Raw genomic sequence first — 25693 nt, forward strand, 5'->3', positions numbered from 1 at the left:
GCTACGGCCCCTCCACGCGCGCGTGGAGGGGCCGTAGCCGTACCGCGCTCTCAGGCGAACCGCTGGTTCGCCGCCCCCGAGCACTTCTGGAGCCGCAGCGGCTCCTTGGCTGCCGCCAGGGTCAGGCAGAGCCCGGTGTCGGCGGCGGGCCGCAGGGTGTCCGCCTCGCGGACGAACTTCTGGTTGGCGCCGCCGTGGCAGTTCCACAGCGTCACGGCGGTGCCTTCCCTTGCCGTGCCCGGGACGTCGAGGCAGCGGTCCTGGGTCAGGCCCGTGTGCAGGGACCGCTGTCCGCCGGGCCCGCCGTCGTACCACCAGGTCTGGTTGCGGTTGCCGGTGCAGTCCCAGCCCTGGACCTTGGTGCCGTTACGGCTCTTCGACGCGTCGACGTCCACGCACGTCCCCGTGCCCGCGTTCTTGAGCGGCTTGTACGCGTCGTCCCAGGCGCCCGGGTAGAGCTTCGGGCTGCCCGTGCTCGCCGGGTCCGCGCAACCGCCCTCGCTGAGGCCGGAGTCGTAGATCTGCGTCAGGCAGGAGGCGAAGGCGGCGTGGCCGCGGGCGTTGGGGTGGAAGGACTGGCGGACCGAATTGGAGTCCGGCGGGAACGGGTGGGAGAGGTCCACGTAGAGACCGCGCGCCCAGGTGTCCTCCATGCAGACCTCATGGCCGTGGAAGAGGCGGGAGTTGTCGAGGTAGGTCGCGCCCGCGGCCTTGACCGCCTTGCGCATGCCGGTCTCGAAGGTGGGGACGGCGTAGTTGCGGCCCCACTCGGTATCGGAGTCGTAGCCGAGACCGCCGCACGCCAGCTTGCCGGGGAACTTGGGGTTGTCGCGGAAGTCGGGGCCGATCGGGCTCGGGTAGCCCATGACGACCAGCTTGTAGTCGTCGCCCGCGTACCCCGCGTCCCTCATGACGGTCTTCAGGTCGCGGACGGACTGTTCGACCTTGGGCACGAGCGCGTCGACCCGCGCCTGCCAGCCCGCCGTGTACTTGCCCGCGCAGGCGCCCTGGCTGAGCAGGAAACGCGTCACGCAGTCGGTCATCACGGGCGCGAACTGGAGGTCGTCGTTGGCCCCGATGACGAGCAGCACCGCCTTGATCTTCGTGTTGCGCGCCTTGACGGCGAGGTTGTCGCTCTGCACCAGCTCGTCGGGGTACTGCTTCTGGCCGCCGATCCTGATGTTGACGGTCTGCGCTCCCGAGCAGGCGACGTTGTACGTCTCGTCCGCGGGGATGCCGGTGCGGTGGATCGCGGCGTCCGGGGAGCGGTGGCACCAGTTGTCGGGGCCGTCGGTGCCGGGTTCGTACGTTCCGACGCCCTCCCCCGAGATCTCGCTGTCGCCGAGGGAGATCAGCCCGGTCCTGCGGTCGGCGAGCGGGCGCTCGGCCGGGTCGCCGTAGAGCTCGGTGGCCTCGGCCGCCCGGATCTTCTCCAGGTCCGGCGGCAGGGGCGTGGCAGCGGGTGCGACGCTCCCGCGGTCCTTGCCGTCCGCCGCCTGGGCAGGCGTGCCCGCCACGGTGCCGAGCACCGCCGCCATCGCCACGGCCGCCGCGAACATACATCGCGGCCTGCCCTGGCGGCCTTGTCTGGTGCGCTTCATTGCGCCTCCCCGGTTTGGTGTTACCCACGGTTTTTACTGGTGAGTAAGAGCCTTGGGAATACCTAGAACAAGACAAGTGCTCAACTTTTCAGCGAGGTTTGACGGAGAGGTAGGTTCGAGGCATGACCAGCGACGCCAGCGCAAGCGCAAGCGGTGAGTACCGGATCGAGCACGACTCCATGGGCGAGGTACGGGTCCCCGAGCACGCCAAGTGGCGGGCGCAGACGCAGCGGGCAGTGGAGAACTTCCCCGTCTCCGGACAGCGCCTCGAGCGCGCGCACATCGCCGCGCTCGCCCGGATCAAGGCGGCGGCCGCGAAGGTCAACGCGGACCTCGGGGTGCTCGACAAGGACGTCGCCGACGCGATCGCGGACGCGGCGGGCGAGGTGGTCGAGGGGCGCTGGGACGAGCACTTCCCCGTGGACGTCTTCCAGACCGGTTCCGGCACGTCGTCCAACATGAACACCAACGAGGTCCTCGCGACGCTGGCCACCGAGCGGCTCGGCCGCAGCGTCCACCCGAACGACCACGTGAACGCGTCCCAGTCCTCGAACGACGTCTTCCCCTCCTCGATCCACATCGCGGCCACCGGCGCCGTGACACAGGACCTGATCCCCGCGCTCGAACACCTGGCGACCGCCCTGGAGCGGAAGTCGGCGGAGTTCGCCGACGTGGTGAAGTCCGGGCGCACGCACCTGATGGACGCCACGCCCGTGACCCTGGGCCAGGAGTTCGGCGGCTACGCGGCCCAGGTGCGCTACGGCGTGGAGCGGCTCGAGGCCTCGCTGCCCCGCCTGGCCGAACTGCCCCTCGGCGGCACCGCGGTGGGCACCGGGATCAACACCCCGCCCGGCTTCTCGGCGGCCGTGATCGACGAGGTGGCACGGGCCACGGGGCTTCCGCTCACCGAGGCCAGGGACCACTTCGAGGCCCAGGGCGCGCGTGACGGCATCGTGGAGACCAGCGGGCAGCTGCGGACGATCGGCGTCGGCCTCACGAAGATCGCCAACGACCTGCGCTGGATGGCTTCGGGCCCGCGGACCGGCCTCGCCGAGATCAACCTGCCCGACCTGCAGCCCGGTTCCTCGATCATGCCGGGAAAGGTGAACCCGGTCATCCCGGAAGCGGTGCTCATGGTCGCCGCTCAAGTCACCGGCAATGACGCGACGGTTGCCGCCGCGGGCGCCGCCGGCAACTTCGAGCTGAACGTGATGCTGCCGGTCATCGCCAAGAACGTCCTGGAGTCCGTGCGGCTCCTCGCCAACGTCTCGCGGCTCCTCGCCGACCGGACGGTGGACGGAATCACCGCGAACGCCGAGCGGGCCAGGGAGTACGCCGAGTCCTCGCCCTCCGTGGTCACCCCGCTGAACAAGTACATCGGATACGAGGAGGCGGCGAAGGTCGCCAAGAAGTCGCTGGCCGAGCGGAAGACCATCCGGGAGGTGGTCCTGGAGGGCGGGTACGTCGAGCGGGGCGAGCTCTCCCTGACGCAGTTGGACGAGGCACTGGACGTCCTGCGGATGACGCATCCATAGGACGCCTCGCAGGGAGCATCCATGGGGCGCATCCATGGGCTGTTTTCCTTTACGCCCGGACACGTTCCGAAGAGCTTGTCCGGGCGCCGACTAATATCTCTGCATGACAGACCTGACCACGCCGCCAACGACGAGCAGCGAGACAGCACGCTGGGCCCCCGGTTCCCACGTCCTGTGGCGGTACAAGGAGAACGCCGGTAACAGCATGCACATCTGCCGGCCCGTCACGGTCGTGCAGGACACGGAAGAGCTGCTCGCCGTCTGGCTGGCCCCCGGCACCGAATGCGTGAAACCCGTCATGGCCGACGGGACTTCCGTCCATCAGGAACCACTCGCCACCCGCTACACCAAGCCTCGCGCCCTGCGCAGGGACCGCTGGTTCGGCACCGGCGTGCTGAAGCTGGCCCGCCCCGCGGAGCCGTGGTCGGTGTGGCTGTTCTGGGACCCGGGATGGCGGTTCAAGAACTGGTACGTGAACCTCGAGGAGCCACGCGCCCGTTGGGCCGGAGGCATCGATTCCGAGGATCACTTTCTGGACATCTCCGTGCGACCGGACCGGACGTGGCAGTGGCACGACGAGGACGAGTTCGCCCAGGCCCGGCGCGCCGGTCTGATGGGGGCGGAAAAGGCACGGGACGTGCGGGCCGCGGGGCATGCCGCCATCGACGTGATCCGCTCGTGGGGGCGGCCCTTTTCGGACAACTGGCCGCACTGGCGCCCCGATCCGGACTGGGCGATTCCGGCCCTTCCGGACGACTGGGATCGCACGCCCGCGCATATGACGTCATGAGACCCTTGATGCGCCCCCATGGTTCAAACGTAGGATCGTCCTCCGCAAGGGCGCACAGCAGCAACTCAGCAGCAACTCCCTGAGCTTGCGCGTTGCCTGACAGGATGTCATCGAAGGGCGGCAGAACGTGAGCGAGGCGAGCGAGTTCGACGGGTACGGCGGGCCATCCGGCGCGCTGCCCGACCGGACGGGCCAGGCCGAGGCCTTCGACGCCATCGGCAGGCACTACGACGAGGCCTTTCCCCACAAGGACGGGCAGGTGGCCGCGGGCCGCAGGCTCGCCGAGGCGCTGCCACCCGGCTCCAGGGTGCTCGACGTGGGCTGCGGCACGGGCGTCCCGACCTCCCGGCAGCTCGCCGACGCCGGGCACCACGTCCTCGGCATCGATCTCTCCTCGGGCATGCTCGACCTCGCCAGGAAGAACGTGCCCGCGCACAACGCCGAGTTCCGGCAGCTCGACGTGGCGGCGCTGCGTGCCGAAGGCCCGGACGGCGTCGGGAAGTTCGACGGGATCGCGGCATTCTTCGCGCTCCTGATGCTGCCGCGCGCCGAAATCCCGTACGCTCTGCGGCTGCTGCACGGTCTGCTGCGCCCCGGCGGCCTGCTCGCGCTGTCCATGGTCGAGGCCGACCTGGACGACGCGGGAATTCCGTTCCTGGGGCACACAATCCGGGTATCCGGTTACCTGCGGGAGGAACTGCGGCAGGTCGTACGTGACGCGGGCTTCGACATCGTCGACGAGGACACGTACTCCTACGCCCCGGCGAGCACCGACGTACCACCCGAGCACCAGCTCTTTATGCACTGCCGACGCGGCTGACCAACGTAGCCACCGGACACCAAGGCGCAGCCCCGGACGGACGGATTCGAAACGCGTGACGGAGCACTCCATCCCCGACGAGGGCCGACAGCCGCGAGCTGCCCGGCCCGCCGCCCCCGCGGATCCCCGCGGGGCGCAGGCGCGTGCCCGGAAGGCGCGGGACACCCCGGGCGCGGCCGCTTTGCCCGCGCAGGCCCAGGTCCGTGCGGGCGACTGCACGGCGAGCCCGAGCGACGAGCACTCCCAGCCGTCCGGCGTCCCCGGACAGCAGCCCGACCCGCACCGGCCGCGCCCCGACCAGGGAAGCGGGCAAGGGAGCGGTCAAGGCAACGGGCACGGCGGCGGGCACAGCGGCGGGCACGGCGGTGGGCACAACGATCCCGACGGCGTCCCCCCGGGCGCCCCTGGCGGTGAGGAGCGGCGTACGGGACAGCCACGACCTGCGGGGTCCGGCCCCGCGGCGATGCGGCGCGACGGCGACCGGCTGCGCTTCGTGGGCGCCGCGACCCGTCGCATCGCCCGCGGCATCGACCTGGACGAGATCGTCATGGGCCTGTGCCGGGCCACGGTGCCGACGTTCTCCGACGCCATACTGGTCTATCTGCGCGACCCGCTGCCGGTCGGCGAGGAGCGGCCCAGCGGCGCGCTCATCCTGCGGCTGCGCCGCACCGACCGGCTGCGCTCCATCGAAGAGGGGGCGGAGGAGCCCGACACCGACGGCGCCGCCCTGCCCTCCCTTCAGGTGCAGAGCGACCTGGTGACGACCGCCGAGCTGTGCGAGGTGCGCCCCGGCGGCACCCTCGCCGAGGTCCTGCGCGGCGTGCGCCCGGTGTTCGCCGACGCCCCCGCGGCCCGCGCGGCCCTGCCCGAACTGCTCGGCGAGGGGCGGACGGTGCCCACGGGGCAGCGGACGATCCTCGCGCCGCTGCGGGGCAGGCGCCGGGTGATCGGCGCCGCGGTGTTCCTGCGCCGCCCCGACCGGCCCGCGTTCGAGAACGACGACCTGCTCGTCGCGGCCCAGCTGGCCACGCACAGCGCGCTCGGCATCGACAAGGCGGTGCTCTACGGCCGCGAGGCGTACATCGCCGACGAGCTGCAGCGCACGATGCTGCCCGAGACCCTGCCGCGTCCGACCGGCGTGCGCCTCGCGTCCCGCTATCTCCCGGCCGCCGAGACGGCCCGGGTCGGCGGCGACTGGTACGACGCGATCCCGCTGCCCGGCAGCCGGGTCGCGCTCGTCGTGGGCGATGTCATGGGGCACTCCATGACATCGGCGGCGATCATGGGCCAGCTGCGGACGACCGCGCAGACCCTGGCCGGGCTCGACCTGCCGCCCCAGGAGGTCCTGCACCACCTGGACGAGCAGGCCCAGCGGCTCGGCTCGGACCGCATGGCGACCTGCCTCTACGCGGTCTACGATCCGGTCGCGCACCGCATCACCATCGCCAACGCCGGTCATCCGCCGCCCGTCCTGCTGCACCTGGGCGGCCGCGCGGAAGTCCTGCGGGTCCCGCCGGGCGCTCCCATCGGCGTGGGCGGCGTCGACTTCGAGGCCGTGGAGCTCGACGCGCCCGCGGGCGCCACACTGCTGCTCTACACGGACGGCCTCGTCGAGTCCCGCCTGCGTGACGTGTGGACGGGCATAGAGCAGCTGCGCGAACGACTCGCCGCCACCGCCCAGTTGACCGGGCCGGACCATCCGCCGCCCCTGGAAGCCCTCTGCGACGACGTGCTCGACATGCTCGGCCCCGGCGACCGGGACGACGACATCGCGCTGCTCGCCGCCCGCTTCGACGGCATCGCGCCGAGCGACGTCGCGTACTGGTTCCTGGAACCGGAGGACGCCACGCCCGCCCGCGCCCGCCGCCTGGCCCGCAGCGCCCTGGAGCGCTGGGGCCTCGAAGAGCTGACGGACTCCCTGGAGCTCCTGGTCAGCGAGGTCGTGACGAACGCCGTGCGGTACGCGTCACGGCCGGTGACCCTGCGCCTGTTGCGTACGGACGTGCTGCGCTGCGAGGTCGGCGACGACGTGCCGCAACTGCCGCGGCTGCGGCAGGCGCGGGCCACGGACGAGGGCGGCCGCGGGCTCTACCTGGTCAACAAGCTGGCCCGGCGGTGGGGCGCGACGCGCCTGAGCACCGGGAAGGTGGTCTGGTTCGAGCTGAACCACAGCTGAGCCGGCAGCGGTGCACACGGCGAAGGCGCCCGGAAGCAAGTGCTTCCGGGCGCCTTCGCGTCGAGCGGCGGGTGGCCGTCAGTCCCTGGCGGGCCGCCCGTTCGGGTTCTCCGGGATCTCGATGGAGTCCGTCGGGTCCGGCTCGTCCGGGTCGTCCGTCGGCTCCTCGGTGGTGGGCTCCTCCGTCGGCTCCTCGGTGGTCGGCTCCTCCGTGGGCTTCTCCGTCGTCGGGTCGTCCGTCGGCGGCTTCGTCGTCGGGTCCTCGGTCTCCGAGGGCTCCTCCGTCGGCTCCTTCGGGGCCTGCGTCGTCGGCTCCGGGGGCGGCGCGATGGCCGCGCCCATGGAGGTGTCCAGGTCGAACTCGCTGGGCGAGCCCATCGCGTCGAAGGTGTACGCCGCCCAGATCTGCGCCGGGAAGCTGCCGCCGTCGACGCGCGGCAGTCCGCCCGCGCCCTTCATGGAGACCTGCTTGCTCTCCTCGGCCGTGCCCGCGGCGCCTTCACCGAAGAGGCCGACGGCGGTGACGAGCTTCGGCGTGTAACCGGCGAACCAGGCCGACTTGTTGTCGTCGGACGTACCGGTCTTGCCCGCCACGTCCTGCACGGGGCTGCGCACCGCGCGGCCCGTTCCGTCGTCGACCACGCCGGTCAGGACCGAGGTGAGCGAGTCGGCGGTGCCCCGATCGACGACCTCCTCACCGATCGCGTCCGGCAGCTCGATCGTGCGGTCCTTGTGCTCGACGGACGCCACGATCTGGGGGGTGACCTTCTTGCCGTGGTTGTCGAGCGTCGCGTAGACGCCCGCCATCTCCAGCGGGCTCGCGCCCATGGTGCCCAGGGTCTGGGCGGGCACGGCGGGCAGATCCTCGACGTCCATGCCGAGCTTGCCCGCGGTCTCCAGGACCTCGTCCATGCCGACGTCCACGCCCATCTGCGCGAAGACGGAGTTGATGGACTTGTTCATCGCCTTCTGGACGGTGACCTGGCCGTAGCTCTTGTCGTCCTCGTTCGGCGGCGCGAAGGCGACGTCGCTGCCCTTGACCGGGCGCTTGCTGGTGCCGTCGTAGATCGTGTTGGCCGTGATCGGCTGGCCCGACTGCGTCTTGGCGCCGCTCTCCAGGGCCGCGGCGAGGATCAGCGGCTTGAAGGTGGAGGCCGGCTGGTAGTCACGCCGGGTGGCGTTGTTCGTGTAGTGCTTGACGTAGTCCTCGCCGCCGTACATGGCGAGGACCTTGCCGGTCTTGGGGTCGACGGACGCGGCACCCGCCTGCACCCGGGCGTCGGCCTTGCGCTTGTCCGGGTCGAGCTGCTTGTTCAGCTCCTTGTCGACGGCCTTCTCCAGAAGCTTCTGCTTCTTCTTGTCGATGTTCAGCGTGATCGTGTAGCCGCCCGCGTCGAACTGCTCCTCGCTGAGGTGACCGGCCTTCATGACCTCGGCCTTGGCCTCCTTCACGAGATAGCCGGCCTGGCCCTCGAGGCCGGGCGCGGCCTTGGGGGACATCGGCTTCTTGAAGGTCAGGCCCTCGCGCTCGCTCGCCGACAGCCAGTTCTCCTCGACCATGTTGTCGAGCACGTAGTTCCAGCGCGCCTCGACCAGCTTCCGGCTGGCGTCCGTGGCGGACGTCCAGTCGTACTGACTCGGGGCCTGCAGGAGGGCGGCGAGGTAGGCGCCCTGCGAGACGCTCAGCTTCTCGGCGTCGATGCCGTAGTACGCCTGGGCGGCGGCCTGGATGCCGTAGGCGCCGCGGCCGTAGTAGCTGGTGTTGATGTACCCGGCGAGGATCTTGTCCTTGCTGCTGTTCTGGTCCACCTTCAGCGAGATGACCAGTTCCCTGAACTTACGGGTCACCGTCTGATCCTGCGTCAAGTAGTAGTTCTTGACGTACTGCTGGGTGATCGTCGAGCCGCCCTGCTTGCCCTTGCCTGTGACGGTGTTGATCAGGCCGCGGGCCGTGCCCTTGAAGTCGACGCCCTTGTCCTTGTAGAAGGACTTGTTCTCGGCGGCCACGAACGTGCGCTGGACCTTCTTGGGCACCTTGGCCAGGTCGACGACCTCGCGGTTCAGCTCGCCGGTCCTGGCGATGACATCGCCGTTCTTGTACTTGTAGACGTTGCTCTGGAGCTTTGCCGCGGCGTTGCCCTCGGGCACGTCGACCATCATGTAGAGGACGACGAAGCCGAGCATGCCGAGCAGGCAGAGCCCGAAGAACGTCCCGAGTATCTTCTTCAGCGTGAAGAAGCGGCGTATGCCCGTGCGCTTGGGTTTGCCGCCGCCGGCGGGGCGTACGCGCGCTGCCCGGCGCGCGCCGCGCTGCCGCGCCTGTCGCTCTTCCGCTCGGCCCATGGCTCTGAGTGCTCCGCTTCCGTCTAGTCCTCATGCGTACGTCGAGTCAGCTCATGAAGCTAACACCGCACCCTGGGACAAACTCATGCCGATCCGGTCTTTTCCGGACGTGACAAAGAGCACCTGCCCTTGAGTACCGACGAACACAAGCCCCAGAAGGTTGCCCGCCTTTCGAACCTGTGAGCTGTCCGTGACAGGTATACATGCCACGTATACACACGGTGTAGAGTGCTCCGCATGTCCATCGGTCACACCCTCCTCGGCCTTCTTGAGTCGGGCCCGCGCCACGGCTACGACCTCAAGCGCACCTTCGACGAGAAGTTCGGGCACGACAAACCCCTGCACTACGGGCAGGTCTACTCGACCATGTCCCGCCTCCTGAAGAACGGCCTCGTCGAGGTCGACGGCATAGAGGCGGGCGGCGGTCCCGAGCGCAAGCGGTACGCGATCACCGAAGCCGGCATCACCGATGTCGAGCGCTGGCTCGCCACCCCCGAGAAGCCCGAGCCCTACCTCCAGTCGACCCTCTACACGAAGGTCGTCCTCGCCCTCCTCACCGAGCGCGACGCCTCGGAGATGCTCGACGCCCAGCGCGCCGAGCACCTGCGCCTGATGCGCATACTCACCGACCGCAAGCGCAAGGGCGACCTCGCCGACCAGCTGATCTGCGATCACGCCCTCTTCCACCTCGAAGCCGATCTGCGCTGGCTCGAACTCGCCGCCGCACGCCTCGGCAAGCTCGCCCAGGAGGTCCGCCCCGCATGACCCCCGCCGGTTCCCTTCTCACCGCCTCCGGGCTCCGCAAGGCGTACGGTCCGACCACCGCGCTCGACGACGCCGAATTCTCCATCCACCCCGGCGAGGTCGTCGCCGTGATGGGCCCCTCCGGGTCCGGCAAGTCCACGCTCCTGCACTGCCTCGCGGGGATCGTCAGGCCCGACTCGGGCTCCATCACGTACAACGGCCGTGAGCTCACCGGCCTGCCGGACGCCACGCTCAGCGCCCTGCGCCGCAGCGAGTTCGGCTTCGTCTTCCAGTTCGGGCAGCTCGTCCCCGAGCTGACGTGCGTGGAGAACGTCGCGCTTCCGCTGCGGCTCAACGGCGCGAAGCGCAGGGACGCCGAAGCGACCGCCCGCACCTGGATGGAGCGCCTGGAGGTCGAGGACGTCGCCGCCAAGCGGCCCGGCGAGGTCTCCGGCGGGCAGGGCCAGCGCGTCGCCGTGGCCCGCGCGCTCGCCACGAGCCCCCGCGTGCTCTTCGCCGACGAACCGACCGGCGCCCTGGACTCCCTCAACGGCGAGCGCGTCATGGAGCTGCTCACCGACGCGGCGCGCTCGACGAACGCCGCCGTGGTCCTGGTCACGCACGAGACGCGGGTCGCCGCCTACTCCGACCGCGAGATCGTCGTACGCGACGGCAGGTCACGGGACATGGAGCGGGCGATATGAGTCTCGACACCCGCGCGAAGGCCACCGGCCCGAGGCCGCCGCTCGCCGACGACACCGCGACTGTGTCCAAGGGGGGACCCCGCGCCTTCGTCCGCGACCTCGCGATGGGCATCCGCTTCGCCGTCGGCGGCGGCCGCGAGGGCTGGACCCGCACCCTCCTGACCGCGGTCGGCGTCGGCCTCGGCGTGGCCCTGCTGCTCGGCGCGGCATCCGTGCCCAACCTGCTCCAGAACCGCGAGGACCGCTCGGTGGCCCGCTCCGCCGAGGGCGAGTTCTCGGGCAAGAAGGTCGAGCGGTCGGACTCCACGGTCCTGCAACGCGACGTTCCCACCGACTTCCGCGACAAGACGGTGAGCGGCCGCGTGCTGCGCGCCGAGGGCTCGCACCCGGCCCTGCCGCCCGGCCTGAAGAAGATCCCGGCGGACGGCGAGATGGTCGTGTCGCCCGCCCTGCGCGAACTCCTCGGAAGCTCCGATGGCGCCCTCCTCAAGGAGCGGTACAGCCAGTACCGCGTCACCGGCACCATCGGCGACGCCGGCCTGACCAACCCCCAGGAGCTCTACTACTACGCCGGTTCCGATGCCCTCACCCCGGCCAAGGGCGGCCACCGCGTGGAAAGCTTCGGCTACAAGGAGCCCGCGGAACCCCTGGACCAGATGCTGGTCGTCCTGGTGGTCCTGATCTGCGTGGTCCTGCTCACCCCGGTGATCATCTTCATCGGCACGGCGGTCCGTTTCGGCGGCGACCGGCGCGACCGGCGTCTCGCCGCGCTGCGTCTCGTCGGCGCCGACGCCCACAGCGTGCGGCGGATCGCGGCGGGCGAGGCCCTGTGCGGCGCGCTGCTCGGCATGGCCTTGGGCGGTCTGTTCTTCCTGGGCGTGCGCGAGGTGATCGGCACGCTCGACGGGTGGAAGATCAGCGCCTTCCCCTCCGACGTGGTGCCGGTGCCCGCCCTCGCCGTGCTGATCCTGCTCGCCGTGCCGGTCACGGCCGTCCTGGTCACGCTGATCTCGCTGCGGGCCGTCTCCATCGAGCCGCTCGGCGTCGTGCGCAGCAGCAAGCCCCGCAAGCGCCGCCTGTGGTGGCGCATCGTGATGCCGCTCCTCGGCCTCGGGATCCTGCTGGCCGCGGGCCAGGTCGGCGGCGACATGGCACCGCCGGTCTTCGCCATCGGCGCGGGCGCGACGCTCACCCTGGTGGGCCTGGCGGCGCTGCTGCCCTGGCTCGTCGAGGCGAGCGTGCGTCGGCTGCGCGGCGGCGGCCCCATCCCCTGGCAACTGGCCACCCGCAGGCTTCAGTTGAGCAGCGGTACAGCGGCACGGGCGGTCAGCGGCATCACCGTCGCCGTGGCGGGCGCGGTCGCCCTGCAGATGCTGTTCGTCGCGATGCACGACGACTTCAACCAGGCGACCGACAACAATCCCGCCCGCGCCAAGCTGGTCGTGACGGCCGACGTCGGCGACGGCGAGCTCGCCGAGCGGATGATCGACACGTTCCGCACGACCAAGGGCGTCGAGAAGGTCATCGGCACGGTGTCCACGTACGTCGTCAAGCCGGGCAAGCTCAAGGCGGACGACATGCGGCCCACCACGGAGCTGACGGTCGCCACCTGCGCGAACCTGCGCGAGCTCGCCCGCATCGGCAGCTGCGAGGACGGCGACACCTTCGTCGTGCACACCGGCACCGCGATGGACAAGTGGGTCGACAAAGCGGCGCGCCCCGGCAAGCCGGTCGACCTGAACGCCATCAGCTGGGACGAGCCCGGCCACCGGCACGTCCCGTGGACGCTGCCCGCCGACTCCCGCACGGTCAAGGCCCGCTCCGACCCGGGCGGCGAGCTGCACAACGGCATCTTCGCCACGCCCGGCGCGATCGACCTGTCCAAGATGGCCGACGCCGCGACGACCGCGATGATCAAGGTCGACCCGGACGTCCCGGACGCCGAGGAGTACATCCGCAACGCCGGGGCGCACGTCGACCCGTTCCTCGACGTGCGGACGCTGCGGGCGATCGAGCGCGACAAGCAGTACGCCACCATCCAGAAGGGCCTGCAGGTCGGCGCGATGGCGACGATGGCGCTGATCGCGGCGTCCATGCTGGTCTCGATGATCGAGCAACTGCGGGAGCGCAAGCGCCTCCTTGCCGCGCTCACTGCGTTCGGCACGCGCCGCGCGTCGATGGCCTGGTCGATCCTGTGGCAGACCGCGATCCCGGTCGCGATCGGCCTGGCGCTCGCCGTGGCGGGGGGCATCGGCCTCGGCTGGGTCATGGTCCGCATGATCCAGCACTCGGTCACCGACTGGTGGCTCTTCGCCCCGCTTACGGTCGCGGGCGCCGCCCTCGTCGCGGTCGTGACGCTGCTCAGCCTGCCGCCGCTGTGGCGCATGATGCGCCCGGACGGCCTGCGCACGGAGTAACTCCCCCGCCAGGGGCGGTGCGTTGCCGGTGCGGGGTCACAACACCCGCACCGGCAACGGCTTCACGGCCCCCCTCATCGCGGCGGCCAGCGCCTCGTACTCCGCCGCGCGCGCGGCGCCCGTACGCATCGCCAGGGCGATCCGCCGGGTCGGTGCCGGATCCGCGAAGTACCCGGTGAGCAGCTGGTTGCTGCGGCTGGTCTCGACGCGGACCGCGGTGCGCGGCAGCAGCGTCACGCCGAGCCCGCCGGCCACCAGCTGTACGAGGGTGGAGAGCCCGGCGGCCGTCGTGGTCACCGGGGCGTCCGCGCGCCCGGCCTCCCGGCAGATGTCCAGGGCCTGGTCGCGCAGGCAGTGGCCCTCGTCGAGCAGCAGCAGGTTCAGCTCGCGCAGGGCTTCGCGCGGGATTCCCTCGCGCCCGCCGAGCCAGTGGTCAAGGGGCGTGACGAGCACGAAGTCCTCGTCGAACAGCGGGAGTTCGGTGACTCCGGGCACGCCGAGCGGCACGGCGAGCAGCAGCAGGTCGAGCCGTCCGGCACCGAGGCCCTCGATCAGTGAGGACGTCTGCTCCTCGTGCACCTGGAGATCGAGGTCCGGGTACTTCTCGTGGACGAGACCGATGAGCGCGGGCAGCAGGTAGGGCGCCACGGTCGGGATCACGCCGAGCCGCAGCGCCCCGGTGAACGGCGCGCGCACCGCGTCCGCCTCCTCCATCAGCGCCCCGACCTCTTCGAGCACGGCCCTGGCCCGCACCGCGAGGCGCTCACCGGCCGACGAGAGCAGCACCTTGCGGGTCGTACGCTCCAACAGGGTGACACCGAGTGTCTCCTCCAGGGCGGAAACGGCGCCGGAGAGCGCGGGCTGACTCATCCCTATTGCTACCGCTGCGTCCCTGAAATGCAGATGCTCGGCCACGGCCGCGAAGGCGCGCAACTGCGCCAGGCTGGGCTGCTTGCCCCTATTTATGGCTCGCACTGATAGCCACCTCCGATCAACAGAACAAAGTGTAGCTATTTCCCTAATCAATGCACTCTGTGCCACGATCGACAGCAGTCCAACCCCCTGGAGCCCCTTACCCGGGTTCCTATGCTGCAAGGAGAGTCCGTGCTCACTGTCGGTGACAAGTTCCCCCAGTTCGATCTGACCGCCTGCGTCTCGCTGGAGAAGGGCGCCGAGTTCAAGCAGATCGACCACAAGACCTACGAGGGCAAGTGGAAGATCGTCTTCGCGTGGCCCAAGGACTTCACCTTCGTGTGCCCGACCGAGATCGCCGCCTTCGGCAAGCTGAACGACGAGTTCGCTGACCGCGACGCCCAGATCCTCGGCTTCTCCGGTGACTCCGAGTTCGTGCACCACGCCTGGCGCAAGGACCACCCGGACCTGACGGACCTGCCCTTCCCGATGCTGGCCGACTCGAAGCACGAGCTCATGCGTGACCTCGGCATCGAGGGCGAGGACGGCTTCGCGCAGCGCGCCGTCTTCATCGTCGACCAGAACAACGAGATCCAGTTCACGATGGTGACCGCCGGTTCCGTGGGCCGTAACCCCAAGGAGGTCCTCCGGGTCCTCGACGCGCTCCAGACCGACGAGCTCTGCCCCTGCAACTGGACCCAGGGCGACGAGACCCTTGACCCGGTCGCGCTGCTCTCGGGCGAGTGAACGGAGCTATCTGACATGGCACTCAACGAACTGAAGTCCGCCGTACCGGACTACGCCAAGGACCTGAAGCTGAACCTCGGCTCGGTCATCGGCAACTCGGACCTGCCCAAGCAGCAGCTCTGGGGCACCGTGCTGGCCTGCGCCATCGCGTCCCGCTCCCCGAAGGTGCTGCGCGAGCTCGAGCCCGAGGCCAACGCCAACCTCTCCCCCGAGGCGTACACCGCCGCCAAGTCGGCCGCGGCCGTCATGGCGATGAACAACGTCTTCTACCGCACGCGCCACCTGCTCTCGGACCCGGAGTACGGGACGATGCGCGCCGGCCTGCGGATGAACGTCATCGGCAACCCGGGCGTGGAGAAGGTCGACTTCGAGCTGTGGTCGCTCGCGGTTTCCGCGATCAACGGCTGTGGCCAGTGCCTCGACTCGCACGAGCAGGTGCTGCGGAAGGCCGGCGTGGACCGCGAGACGATCCAGGAAGCCTTCAAGATCGCCGCCGTGATCCAGGCGGTCGGCGTCACGCTGGACTCGGAGTCCGTGCTCTCCGAGTAAGCGGCCGAGCAACGCGAAAGGGCCCCGCCGGCGGAAGTCGGCGGGGCCCTTTCGCGTACGAGGACCGTACGAGGACCGTGTCACTCGGTGGTGGGCTCCCGCTCCACCGGGGCCACGTCCAGCGCCGTCGCGCCCCTCGGCTGAGGTGCCTGCTTCAGGGCGGCCTCACGGGAGTACGCCCGCAGATAACCGACCACCGTGTTGGTGACGGCGACCAGCGGCACCGCGACGACGGCCCCGCCGATCCCGGCGACGAGACCACCCGCGGCCACCGAGAGCACCACCGCGAGCGGATGCACCCGCACGGCACGGCCGAGGATGAACGGCTGCAGGATGTGCCCCTCGATCTGCTGCACGGCCAGGACCACGACCAGGGTCATCACACCGGTGAAGACGCCCTGGGTCACCAGGCCCACCACCACGGCGAGCGCACCCGAGATGACCGCGCCCACCAGCGGGATGAACGCGAACAGGAAGATGAAGACGGCCAGCGGCACCGCCATCGGCACCCCGAGGAAGTAGATCCCGAGCCCGATGAAGATCGCGTCGATCAGAGCCACTATCACCGTGCCGCGCACATAGGCCGTCAGCGTGCGCCAGGCACGCGGCCCCGCGCCCGCGATGCCGGGCCGCGCGGGCGCCGGGACCAGCTTGAGGACCCATTCCCAGATGCGCTTGCCGTCGTACAGCAGGAACAGCGTCGAGAACATCGCGAGCAGGATGCCCGTCATGGCCTCCACGATGACGGTGACGCCTTCGAGGCCCGCCGACGTCAGCTCCTCCGTGTTCGCCCCGACCGCCTCGCGCAGGCTCTTGGCGATGTCGTTGATCTGGTCCTCGGTGACGTGGAACGGGCTGGTGAGCAGCCAGTTGCGCAGATCGTCGATGCCGTCCTGGACCTGACTGGAGAGCGTGTCCACGTTGTCCATGACCTGCCAGACAACGAACCAGCCGACCAGGCCGATGACGACGAAGCCGAGGACGGCCGTGACGACCGTCGCGAGCCCCCTGGGGAGACCGAGCCGCTTGAGCCGGACCACTGTCGGCTGGAGCATCGCGGTGACGAGCAGCGCCGCGACGAAGGCGAAGACGACGAGCTGCACGGCGCTGATGACCTTCATCAGCACCCAGAGCGTGCCCGCGAGCACGAGGAGACGCCAGCCGGCCTCGGCCGCGACCCGCATCCCCCACGGAACCGCCGCGACGGGGTCGGGCCGGGCCGCCACATCCGGGGCGTACGCGGGCGGGGCGGGCACGACCTGCTCCTCCGCGGCCGCGTCGCCCTCGGCGGCGGCAGCCTCGTCGGCGGAAGACCGTCGCGAGGTCGTGATGCCGTCCTCAGGGCCGGAGTCGGGCTCGTCGCGGCCCATCCGTTCCCCCATCTGCGACAGCCCCGCACCGAGCCGGCCGATCCACCCTGGCACTCGCGACATGATCCGTCCTCTTCCCCCGTCTTGCCCCACCACTCCCCCCTGGAAGTTGTCGGAATGACCGTACACGGCAAAGACCCCCCACCGAAGGACGGTGAGGGGCCTTAGAAGGTTGAGCGATGTGCGGCTCAGTACCAGTTGTTCGCCTGCCAGAAGTCCCAGGCTCCGCACGGGCTTCCGTAGCGGTCGTTCATGTAGCCGAGGCCCCACTTGATCTGCGTGGCGGGGTTCGTCTGCCAGTCGGCACCGGCCGAGGACATCTTGGAACCGGGCAGCGCCTGGACGAGGCCGTAGGCACCCGAAGAGGGGTTGCTGGCCTTGTAGTTCCAGGTGGACTCGTGGTTGACGATGTTGCTGAAGCACTGGAACTGGTCACCGGGGACCATCTGCCGTGCCATCGCCTGGACCTGCGAGACCGAGTACGAGGACTGCGGGGCGAAGTCCGACGCGTCGCGGGCGGAGGAACGGCTGGCCTTGGTCTCGGTGGCCTCCTCGCGCTCCTTCTTGGCCGCGGCCTTCTCCGCCTTCTCGGCGGCCTCGGCCTTCTCCGCGGCCTTCTGCTTCGCGATCGCCGACTCGGCGGCCTTCTTGCGGGCCGCTTCTGCCGCGGACTTCTTCGCGGCCGTGTCCGCAGCCATGGCCTGTGCGTCGGCCTGCTGCGTCAGGGACGCGGTCTGCACCTGGGCCTGCTGGCCCGCGGGGATGTCTGCGAGGAGAGTCGCGTCGCTTGCTGTCGCCTCGAAGTCGTTGTCATTCGAGGCGCCCGGGGTGCTGCCCGAGGCGACACCGACAACAGCGCCGACGGTGGTGACCGCGGTGGCGGATGCCACGGCGAATCCCCGGACCGAAATCCGGCTCACACGGTTTCCTTCCAGCATCGCCCGCTAGGTGACCTCGCGGACGCAATCTTGCCCCTGACGCTGGCCTCCGCTTGGTATCGGTCACGGGAGGCACGGGCCCGGTGGGCAACTCCCGTGACGGGAGTGCCGCGTGGTGCTCGGGCGGCATGCGACGGCCACTATGAAGTTCTGGTTTCTCTGTGTTGCCGTACCGCTGGGGGTACACGTGTGTCGCATGCGGGGCCTGACAGGACCCAGACTCTGCCCCAGCCGGATGCCGCAAGGCAATTCTCCGTGCCGTGTGAAAGCTCACACCTCGTTTGCCCCAGGAGTTTTTCGGAAAAGGGCGGACGCCATGACGCCGCCCGGCTAAGCTCCTTCGCTTCGCCGGGCGGCGCCAACTACCGCGTAACCAGGGTGAACTGGTCAGATCTGGCCGTCCTCCAGCATTTCGGTCACGAGCGCCGCGATCTGCGAACGCTCGGAGCGGGTGAGCGTGACGTGGGCGAAGAGCGGATGGCCCTTCAGCTTCTCCACGACGGCAACTACCCCGTCGTAGCGCCCCACTCGGAGGTTGTCGCGCTGGGCGACGTCATGGGTCAGCACGACCCGGGAGTTCGCCCCGATCCTGGACAGAACGGTCAAAAGGACGTTCCGTTCCAGGGATTGGGCCTCGTCGACGATCACGAACGCGTCATGCAGCGAGCGCCCGCGGATATGGGTGAGCGGGAGCACTTCGAGCATGCCGCGCGCCGTCACCTCCTCGATGACCGCCTTGCCCGCGACCGAGCCCAGCGTGTCGAAGACCGCCTGGGCCCACGGACCCATCTTCTCGGCCTCGGTGCCGGGCAGATAGCCGAGCTCCTGCCCGCCCACCGCGTACAGCGGCCGGAAGACCATCACCTTCTGGTGCTGGCGGCGCTCCAGGACCGCCTCAAGGCCCGCGCAGAGCGCGAGAGCCGACTTGCCGGTGCCCGCCCGGCCGCCCATCGACACGATGCCGATGTCCGGATCGAGCAGCAGATCCAGCGCGATGCGCTGCTCCGCACTCCTCCCCTTGATGCCGAAGGCCTCCCGATCCCCGCGCACGAGACGGACATTGCCCTCGGCCGTGACCCGGCCGAGCGCCTTGCCCTTCTCGGACTGGATGGTGAGACCTGTGTGGACGGGCAGGTCGGCCGCCTCGGGCACGTACAGGGTGTCTTCCTCGAAGAGGAGGTCCACCTGTTCGCCGGAGAGGGTCAGTTCGGACATTCCGGTCCAGCCGGAGTCCGTGATGGCGAGTTCGGCGCGGTACTCCTCCGCGAGGAGGCCGACCGAGGACGCCTTGATCCTCAGGGGCAGATCCTTGGATACGACGGTGACGTCGTATCCCTCTGCCTGGAGGTTGCGCGCTACGGCGAGAATCCGTGAGTCGTTGTCCCCCAACCGGTAGCCGGCCGGAAGCACGCCGGGATCGGAGTGGTTGAGCTCGACGCGCAGCGTGCCGCCCAGGTCGCCGATCGGGATCGGCGCGTCCAGGCGGCCGTGCCGGACCCGGCAGTCGTCCAGGAGGCGCAGGGCCTGCCGGGCGAAGTAGCCGAGCTCGGGATGGTGCCGCTTCGCCTCGAGCTCCGTGACCACGACGACGGGCAGCACGACTTCGTGCTCGTCGAAGCGGTACATGGAGTTCGGGTCGGCGAGCAGAACGCTGGTGTCGAGAACATAGGTGCGCCTGTCGGGCATGCGGCGCTTTGTGCTGGTCACCACGGAAGGACGTACCCCCTCGGATGAGGTCGGGGAGCGACGGGAAGGATGCCGGGAGAAGTCCGGACCGGTCTCGTGCCGCAGTGCGCGGGCCGAGCTCCGGCCCTCCACTTCGCCCGTACTCACCGCACGGTCGTCCTGGTGCAAAGGGCCTCCCGGGCGGACGGCCCCATGCCGCCCGCTGAGATACGACATCCGTGAATCGGATGTCGACCTGGAAGGCTTATTCCCTCGAACATGCGCAGCCATGCCAGGGCATATGACGGCGCGTCCGTGAACTCTGGGTTACTCACGCCTCACCGACGTGAGCACCTCACGTGCCTCGTGGGGCGTCAGCCGCCGTAGCGCCGGTGCCTGGCCGCGTAATCACGCAGTGCGCGAAGGAAATCGACCTTGCGGAACGCCGGCCAGAAGACTTCACAGAAGTAGTACTCGGAGTGGGCCGATTGCCAGAGCATGAAGCCGGACAGGCGCTGCTCGCCACTCGTTCGGATCACCAGGTCGGGGTCCGGCTGGCCGCGGGTGTAGAGGTGCTTGGAGATCAGGTCGACGTCGACGGTCTCGGCGACGTCCTCCAGGCTCGTGCCCTTGTCCGCGTGGTCCAGGATCAGCGAGCGGACCGCGTCGGCGATCTCCTGCCGGCCGCCGTATCCGACGGCCACGTTGACCAGTATTCCCTTGTTGCCGTGGGTGGCCTGCTCGGCCTCCTTCAGGACGGCCTGGGTGCGGGCGGGCAGCAGGTCCATCGTGCCCACGTGGTGCACGCGCCAGCGGCCGTCGGTGGCGAGGCTGCGGACCGTGTCCTCGATGATGCCGAGGAGCGGGATGAGCTCCTGCTCGGGGCGGTCGAAGTTGTCCGTCGACAGCATCCACAGGGTGACGACCTCGACGTCCGTCTCCGCGCACCAGCCGAGGAACTCCTCGATCTTGTACGCGCCCGCCTGATGGCCCTGTTCGGTGGTCCCGCCGGATGCCTTCGCCCAGCGCCTGTTGCCGTCGAGGATGACCCCGATGTGCTTGGGCACCTGATCGTGGTCGAGGCGGCCTTCCACCCGGCGTGCGTAGAGTCCGTACACCAGGTCGCGCAGGTTCACTTCTGTCAGCCCCTCCATGCAGATGGCAGTCCCCGAAGGCGAAAGCCTACCGCTGTGAGGGCGGGCCTCCGCCCTCGGGTGACGCGGGGCCCACCCCCGGAAGTTCCGTGGCTGAAGTAGCTTCATACCCATGAACGACACGTCTCTGTACCAAGCGGCAGCGGACCGTTACAGCTCCATGGAGTACCGGCGCACGGGCCGCAGCGGCCTGAAGCTGCCCGCCGTCTCCCTCGGCCTGTGGCACAACTTCGGCGACGACAAGTCCCTGGAGAGCCAGCGCGCGATCCTGCGCCGCGCCTTCGACCTGGGCGTCACGCACTTCGACCTGGCGAACAACTACGGCCCGCCGGCCGGTTCGGCCGAGCTCAACTTCGGCAAGCTGTTCGCCCAGGATTTCGCCCCGTACCGCGATGAATTGGTCATCTCGACCAAGGCGGGCTACCTCATGCACCCCGGCCCGTACGGCGAGTGGGGTTCGCGCAAGTACCTGCTGTCGTCCCTCGACGCCTCGCTGAAGCGGATGGGCGTCGATTACGTCGACATCTTCTACTCGCACCGCTTCGACCCGGACACGCCGCTCGAAGAGACGATGGGAGCGCTCGCCTCCGCCGTACAGCAGGGCAAGGCGCTGTACGTGGGTGTCTCCTCCTACAACAGCGAGCAGACCGCCGAAGCGGCGCGCCTGCTGCGGGAGATGGGCGTTCCCGCGCTCATCCACCAGCCCTCGTACTCGATGATCAACCGCTGGACCGAGGACGACGGCCTGCTCGACACCCTCGAGAACGCCGGGATGGGCTGCATCTCGTTCGTGCCGCTCGCGCAGGGTCTGCTCACGAACAAGTACCTGAAGGGCATCCCGGAGGGTTCGCGCGCCACGCAGGGCAAGTCGCTCGACCCCGACCTCCTGAGCGACGAGGTCGTGCGACGCCTGGGCGGCCTGAACGACATCGCGGCCCGCCGCGACCAGTCGCTCGCACAACTGGCCCTCAACTGGGTCCTGCGCGACGAGCGGATGACCTCGGCGCTCATCGGCGCCTCCAGCGTGAAGCAGCTGGAGGAGAACGTCGCGGCCCTCGCGGGCCCGAAGCTCACCGACGAGGAGCTCACCGAGATCGACACGTTCGCCGTGTCGACGCCGGGGACGAACATCTGGGCCGGGCGCGGCTAGTCCTGGCGAGGACGCCTCAGCCGGGGTACCCCTGACCCTGCCACTGCGCCGGGTCGGGGGTGCGCCCGCGCTTGAACCAGACGCCGGCGGAACCCTGGCTGAGCAGGATCACGAGCGCGATCGAGCAGCCCACGAGAATGAGGCCGCCCGGGCCCGCGCCTCGGCCGAGGGCGCCGAAGCCGACCAGGATCTGCACGCTGCTGAGCACGATCGACGCGACACGCTTCCCGTGGCCGGGCACCTGGAAGCGGAAAGCCAGCACGCACAGCGGGACCAGAGGGAAGTTGGCCCCGAGGACCGCGCCCGCGACCTCAGCCCCGTAGAGCGCGCCGGCGACGATCGAACCGAGCAGGGACATCCCGGAAAGCACCCAGATGATCACCTGCGCCGCGCGCACACCGCTCGGCATCCCCTGCGGCGGCACGGGGCCGTAGCCCTGCCCGTACGCGGGACCGTAGCCCTGGCCGTAGGCCTGCCCATAACCCGGTCCGTACCCCTGTCCCGGCCCGTAACCGGGATCCTGCGCGGGGCCCGGGTAGGCGGGCATCCCCGCTTGCGGGTTCTCGGGGGGCGGGGGGAACGGGGGGACCTGGTTCGACATGTCCCTGACGATAGCCGGACGGCCCGTGTCGGCGATCATGCGGCCTCGTGCGGACTCATGCGCACCCTCGGCCCCGCGGGCACAAAAAATCGGGCCGGTCCGTGGGGGGGAGACGGACCGGCCCGAGGGGGGGTTTCCACCATAACCCTTCGTGAGGGAAGTCGCGCGCATCGGCGTGCCACAACTACTCTCCGGAATCGCCCGGCGACTCCCCGACCCTGCTCCCACACCGCATTTCGGCCTCAGCGGCATATTCCGGCCCTGCCAGGCGGTAGCCCATTGGAGGGACCCGGCCTGGGGCGCCCGCTTGACGCGGCGGCCGCAGATGCCGCTAGCTTCGGCCGGCATGGCGACGCTTCTTCTGCTCCCGACCGGCCGGACGCTCCCCCTGGAGGTCGCGGACTCCGCCGGTGCACGGCGGCGCGGGCTGCTCGGCCGTGACGGGGTGAGCGGGGCGATGCTGCTGAGCCCGGCGAACAGCGTGCACACGGTGCGTATGCGGTTCGCCGTCGATGTGGCGTACCTGGACCGGGAGCTGCGAGTGCTGTCCGTGCGGACGATGCGGCCCTGGCGGATCGGGCGGCCCCGACTGCGGGCCCGGCACGTCCTGGAGGCGGAGGCCGGGGCGATGGCGGAGTGGGGCGTGCGCCGGGGGGTGCGGGTCGAGGTGCGATCCGGCGAGGCGACAGGCGCCGACGGCGGATGAGGGGCGCGCGGGGCCGCGCAGCCCCCTCCGCCGCGCGGCACCGCACACGTGGCTTTGCTCACGCGAATTCGCCTTGGTCTGAACTTACGTGATTCTCGCCGCCGGATCGAGCCAGTCCGGATAACGATGCGGAATCAACGCCACCTGTTCCGGGTTCACTTGGCTTGTTCGGCTCGCTTGCCACGCTTGGCTAACGATCGGCCCCGGCAGGCAACCATCAGCCCATCAATCCCGTCAGGCGGCTTTGCCGTCCTTCTTGCACTCGCGGTTGGCCACCAGCTGCTGCATGTTCTCGTCGCCCCACACGCCCAGCGGGATCAGCGCCTCGTTCAGGGACGCGCCGAGGGGGGTCAGCGAGTACTCCACCTTCGGCGGCACCTCCCGGTACACCTCGCGATGCACGATGCCGTCGGACTCCAGCTCGCGCAGCTGCTGGATGAGGACCTTCTCGCTGATCCCGGTGATGTGCCGCCGGAGCTCGCCGAAGCGCAGCGTCCTGCCCGCGTACAGCGCCCAGAGGATCATCGGCTTCCATTTGCCGCCGACGACGTCCACGGCGGCGTCGAGTCCACACGCGTACAGCGTCTTGGTCTCCTTGCCGCTCACCGGTTCCCCGCTCCCCGAATTACCCTCCGCGCCGCTCTTCGGCATGGTCCACTCCTCGTGTCCGCAGAGCCACTTCCCCGTTCGACAGTACCGAAGGAGACCCCCGATGAGCGCCCCTTCCACCGTCACGTGGAGTGCCGCCAACGCCCGGCGCGTGGAGCGGCAGTTCCTGCGGACTCCGGCAAGGCCGGGCGAGGCCGGGCCCGCCGAGGTGGTCGACGCGATGCTCGCCGCGCAGGCGCAGGTGATGTCCGCCGCGGAGCTGTCGGTGGGGCTGCGGATGGACGGGGCGACCCGGCAGGACGTACGGGACGCGCTGTGGGGCGATGAGCCGAGTCTGGTCAAGACCTACGGACCGCGCGGCACGATCCACTTCCTGCCGACCGCGGAACTCCCCTTCTGGACGGCCGCGTTGTCCGCGATCCCCTCCGGTCCGAGCCCGTTCAAGGCGGAGGACCGGCTGTCGCCCGCCCGGACGGCGGAGATCGTGAGCGCGATCGGCGAGGCGCTGGACGGGGTCCGGCTGACCATCGACGAGCTGAGCGCGGAGGTCGTGGCACGTACGGGGCCCTGGGCCGGCGACCTCGTGCTGCCCGCCTTCCAGGGGATGTGGCCGCGGTGGCGCTCGGTCATGTATCTCGCGGGCCACCGCGGGGTGCTGTCCTTCGCCCCGAACCGGGGCCGCAAGGTGACGTACACGCGTCCGCCGGTGTCCGATGCCCCGCCGCTGTCCGCCGAGGTGGCGACGGAGCTGCTGGTCCAACGGTTCCTGCTCGCTTACGGGCCTGCGAGGCCGGGCGAGTTCGCCAAGTGGGCGGCCGCGCCGGACGGCTGGGCGAAGGGGATCTTCGCGTCACTGGCATCCGCCGGAAGGATCGAGGCGGTGGACATGGAGGCAGGGATGCCGGAGACGAGGACGCCGGGGACGAAGGGGGCGGCGTCCGCGTGGGTGGTCGCCGGGGACACGGAGTTCCCGGAGGAGCCGGTGCGGGGCGTGCGGCTGCTGCCGTACTTCGACGCGTACGTGATCGCCTCCCACCCGCGGGCGAGGCTCTTCCCGGGCCGCGCCTACGAGCGGGCACTGGCCGGGGGCCAGGCGGGCAACTTCCCGGTGCTGCTGGTCGACGGTGTGGTGACAGGGGTCTGGCACCAACGCCGCTCCGGACGCCGCCTGACGGTCACGGTGGAACCCCTGGACACACTGAGCGCCGCCCAGGAGCGGGAACTCGCGGGGCAGGTGGAGCGGGTGGGGGAAGTGCTGGAGGGAGTCGCGGAGTTGGTGGTGGGCAAGGTGACGGTGGGGGCGCACGCTTAGGCCGGCGGCCACGCGCACTTGAGGCATCCGCAGCCGTCCCTGCCGCTCATCGCTTGCGGGCGTCGAAGAGATGGCGTGTGCTGTGGGCCACGAAGGAGCCCTCCGTCTCGATCCGGTCGTGCAGTTCCCGCAGCCGCGACCAGTACCGTTCCACCGAGAAGTCCGGCACCATCCACACCACCTTGCGCAGGAAGTGGACGACGGCACCGATGTCGTAGAACTCCATCCGCAGCCGTTCCGCCCGCAGGTCGACGATCTCCAGGCCCGCCGCTTCCGCCTCGGCCCGCTCGCCGTCGGGATGGCGGGCGTTCCGTGTGTCCTCGGGCTGCGGGCCGAGGAAGTACTCGACGACCTCGAAGACGCTGGCGGGGCCCACGTGCTGGGCGAAGTACGTGCCCCCGGGGCGCAGCACGCGGGCGATCTCGTCGAAGTGCGGCTTCACCGGGTGCCGGCTGGTGACCAGGTCGAACGCCTCCGCCGCGAACGGCAGCGGCGCGTCCTCGGGCGAGGCCACCACCACCGCTCCCCGCGGATGCAGCAGCGAGGTGGCCTTGGCGACGTTCGGCGCCCACCCCTCCGTGGCGACGACGAGCGGCGGCAAGGAAGGCGCGGCCGCGAGGACCTCGCCGCCGCCGGTCTGGATGTCGAGGGAGGCGTTGGCGTGCCCGAGCCGCTCCCCCATGGCGTGGGCGTACCGCCAGGAGGGCCGCTCCTCCGTGGCCCGCCCCTCGAACCAGGAGAAGTCCCAGCCCTCGGTCGGGGCCGACTCCGCTTCCGCCACAAGTACGTCGAAACCGCTCATGGATCGATCTTCGCATCACACAGAGCTGTCTGCCGTGAGGGCCATCGG

General features: G+C 70.0%; 22 protein-coding genes. 12 read left to right on the forward strand and 10 right to left on the reverse strand.

Features of this window, described 5'->3' with window-relative positions; translation table 11 throughout:
* Positions 1-50 precede the first annotated feature (50 nt).
* On the reverse strand, positions 51-1601 hold the full coding sequence (locus ACWGIH_RS11920) for a ricin-type beta-trefoil lectin domain protein (protein ID WP_453450309.1): 1551 nt from the start codon (positions 1599-1601) through the stop codon (positions 51-53).
* Positions 1602-1723: 122 nt separating this feature from the next.
* On the opposite strand from ACWGIH_RS11920, the gene ACWGIH_RS11925 reads away from it, so the two are divergent.
* The 4 genes from ACWGIH_RS11925 to ACWGIH_RS11940 all read left to right on the forward strand — a co-directional run bounded on the left by ACWGIH_RS11925 (position 1724) and on the right by ACWGIH_RS11940 (position 6922).
* Positions 1724-3136: a class II fumarate hydratase gene (locus ACWGIH_RS11925; protein ID WP_453450308.1), complete on the forward strand. Its 1413-nt coding sequence runs from the start codon at positions 1724-1726 to the stop codon at positions 3134-3136.
* 103 nt (positions 3137-3239) lie between these two features.
* A complete protein-coding gene (gene fomD / locus ACWGIH_RS11930; RefSeq protein ID WP_453450307.1) occupies positions 3240-3926 on the forward strand; it encodes a cytidylyl-2-hydroxypropylphosphonate hydrolase in 687 nt (228 codons plus the stop codon).
* Positions 3927-4053: 127 nt separating this feature from the next.
* The gene (locus tag ACWGIH_RS11935; protein ID WP_453450306.1) at positions 4054-4746 is read left to right on the forward strand and encodes a class I SAM-dependent methyltransferase; all 693 of its coding nucleotides are present in this window, start codon (positions 4054-4056) and stop codon (positions 4744-4746) included.
* 55 nt (positions 4747-4801) lie between these two features.
* Positions 4802-6922, forward strand: coding sequence for a SpoIIE family protein phosphatase (locus tag ACWGIH_RS11940; protein WP_453450305.1), 2121 nt, complete (start codon positions 4802-4804; stop codon positions 6920-6922).
* A 78-nt stretch (positions 6923-7000) separates the two neighbouring features.
* On the opposite strand, the gene ACWGIH_RS11945 is transcribed toward ACWGIH_RS11940, so the two are convergent.
* Positions 7001-9265: a transglycosylase domain-containing protein gene (locus ACWGIH_RS11945; RefSeq protein ID WP_453450304.1), complete on the reverse strand. Its 2265-nt coding sequence runs from the start codon at positions 9263-9265 to the stop codon at positions 7001-7003.
* Between the two features lie 237 nt (positions 9266-9502).
* On the opposite strand from ACWGIH_RS11945, the gene ACWGIH_RS11950 reads away from it, so the two are divergent.
* The 3 genes from ACWGIH_RS11950 to ACWGIH_RS11960 are packed head-to-tail and all read left to right on the forward strand — an operon-like array spanning position 9503 to position 13130.
* Positions 9503-10030 (forward strand): PadR family transcriptional regulator, encoded by a 528-nt coding sequence (locus ACWGIH_RS11950; RefSeq protein ID WP_453450303.1) that lies wholly within the window; start codon positions 9503-9505, stop codon positions 10028-10030.
* Complete coding sequence (locus tag ACWGIH_RS11955) at positions 10027-10713, forward strand: ABC transporter ATP-binding protein (RefSeq protein WP_453450301.1); 687 nt, start codon at positions 10027-10029, stop codon at positions 10711-10713. The genes ACWGIH_RS11950 and ACWGIH_RS11955 overlap by 4 nt, the downstream gene beginning before the upstream one ends.
* Positions 10710-13130, forward strand: coding sequence for an FtsX-like permease family protein (locus ACWGIH_RS11960; protein WP_453450300.1), 2421 nt, complete (start codon positions 10710-10712; stop codon positions 13128-13130). Before ACWGIH_RS11955 ends, ACWGIH_RS11960 begins: the two co-directional genes overlap by 4 nt.
* Before the next feature lie 36 nt (positions 13131-13166).
* Here the strand turns inward: ACWGIH_RS11960 and ACWGIH_RS11965 are convergent, their stop codons facing one another.
* On the reverse strand, positions 13167-14105 hold the full coding sequence (locus ACWGIH_RS11965; protein ID WP_453450299.1) for a LysR substrate-binding domain-containing protein: 939 nt from the start codon (positions 14103-14105) through the stop codon (positions 13167-13169).
* Between the two features lie 129 nt (positions 14106-14234).
* Here ACWGIH_RS11965 and ACWGIH_RS11970 point away from each other — a divergent pair, with 129 nt between their 5' ends.
* Both ACWGIH_RS11970 and ACWGIH_RS11975 read left to right on the forward strand, forming a co-directional pair.
* Positions 14235-14789, forward strand: coding sequence for a peroxiredoxin (locus ACWGIH_RS11970; protein WP_361832984.1), 555 nt, complete (start codon positions 14235-14237; stop codon positions 14787-14789).
* Between the two features lie 15 nt (positions 14790-14804).
* The gene (locus tag ACWGIH_RS11975; RefSeq protein WP_453450297.1) at positions 14805-15338 is read left to right on the forward strand and encodes an alkyl hydroperoxide reductase; all 534 of its coding nucleotides are present in this window, start codon (positions 14805-14807) and stop codon (positions 15336-15338) included.
* 80 nt (positions 15339-15418) lie between these two features.
* Here the strand turns inward: ACWGIH_RS11975 and ACWGIH_RS11980 are convergent, their stop codons facing one another.
* The 4 genes from ACWGIH_RS11980 to ACWGIH_RS11995 form a co-directional block, all read right to left on the reverse strand.
* Positions 15419-16771 carry an AI-2E family transporter gene (locus ACWGIH_RS11980; protein ID WP_453450296.1) on the reverse strand — a complete coding sequence of 451 codons (1353 nt, stop codon included), beginning with the start codon at positions 16769-16771 and terminating at the stop codon, positions 15419-15421.
* A gap of 125 nt (positions 16772-16896) precedes the next feature.
* Positions 16897-17628, reverse strand: coding sequence for an aggregation-promoting factor C-terminal-like domain-containing protein (locus ACWGIH_RS11985; RefSeq protein ID WP_453450295.1), 732 nt, complete (start codon positions 17626-17628; stop codon positions 16897-16899).
* A gap of 405 nt (positions 17629-18033) precedes the next feature.
* On the reverse strand, positions 18034-19356 hold the full coding sequence (locus tag ACWGIH_RS11990) for a PhoH family protein (RefSeq protein ID WP_351173081.1): 1323 nt from the start codon (positions 19354-19356) through the stop codon (positions 18034-18036).
* Between the two features lie 329 nt (positions 19357-19685).
* Positions 19686-20447 carry an isoprenyl transferase gene (locus ACWGIH_RS11995; RefSeq protein ID WP_365820672.1) on the reverse strand — a complete coding sequence of 254 codons (762 nt, stop codon included), beginning with the start codon at positions 20445-20447 and terminating at the stop codon, positions 19686-19688.
* 130 nt (positions 20448-20577) lie between these two features.
* Here ACWGIH_RS11995 and mgrA point away from each other — a divergent pair, with 130 nt between their 5' ends.
* Complete coding sequence (gene mgrA / locus ACWGIH_RS12000) at positions 20578-21615, forward strand: L-glyceraldehyde 3-phosphate reductase (RefSeq protein ID WP_453450293.1); 1038 nt, start codon at positions 20578-20580, stop codon at positions 21613-21615.
* 16 nt (positions 21616-21631) lie between these two features.
* Here the strand turns inward: mgrA and ACWGIH_RS12005 are convergent, their stop codons facing one another.
* On the reverse strand, positions 21632-22216 hold the full coding sequence (locus tag ACWGIH_RS12005) for a hypothetical protein (RefSeq protein ID WP_453450292.1): 585 nt from the start codon (positions 22214-22216) through the stop codon (positions 21632-21634).
* 325 nt (positions 22217-22541) lie between these two features.
* On the opposite strand from ACWGIH_RS12005, the gene ACWGIH_RS12010 reads away from it, so the two are divergent.
* Positions 22542-22922: a DUF192 domain-containing protein gene (locus ACWGIH_RS12010; protein WP_453450291.1), complete on the forward strand. Its 381-nt coding sequence runs from the start codon at positions 22542-22544 to the stop codon at positions 22920-22922.
* 234 nt (positions 22923-23156) lie between these two features.
* Here ACWGIH_RS12010 and ACWGIH_RS12015 read toward each other — a convergent pair whose 3' ends face one another.
* A complete protein-coding gene (locus ACWGIH_RS12015) occupies positions 23157-23573 on the reverse strand; it encodes a winged helix-turn-helix transcriptional regulator (RefSeq protein WP_453450290.1) in 417 nt (138 codons plus the stop codon).
* A 61-nt stretch (positions 23574-23634) separates the two neighbouring features.
* On the opposite strand from ACWGIH_RS12015, the gene ACWGIH_RS12020 reads away from it, so the two are divergent.
* A complete protein-coding gene (locus tag ACWGIH_RS12020; RefSeq protein ID WP_453450289.1) occupies positions 23635-24843 on the forward strand; it encodes a winged helix DNA-binding domain-containing protein in 1209 nt (402 codons plus the stop codon).
* Positions 24844-24889: 46 nt separating this feature from the next.
* Here the strand turns inward: ACWGIH_RS12020 and ACWGIH_RS12025 are convergent, their stop codons facing one another.
* Positions 24890-25645, reverse strand: coding sequence for a class I SAM-dependent methyltransferase (locus ACWGIH_RS12025; RefSeq protein ID WP_453450288.1), 756 nt, complete (start codon positions 25643-25645; stop codon positions 24890-24892).
* Between the last annotated feature and the right edge of the window lie 48 nt (positions 25646-25693).

The sequence above is a fragment of the Streptomyces sp. NPDC054872 genome (genome assembly GCF_053610705.1).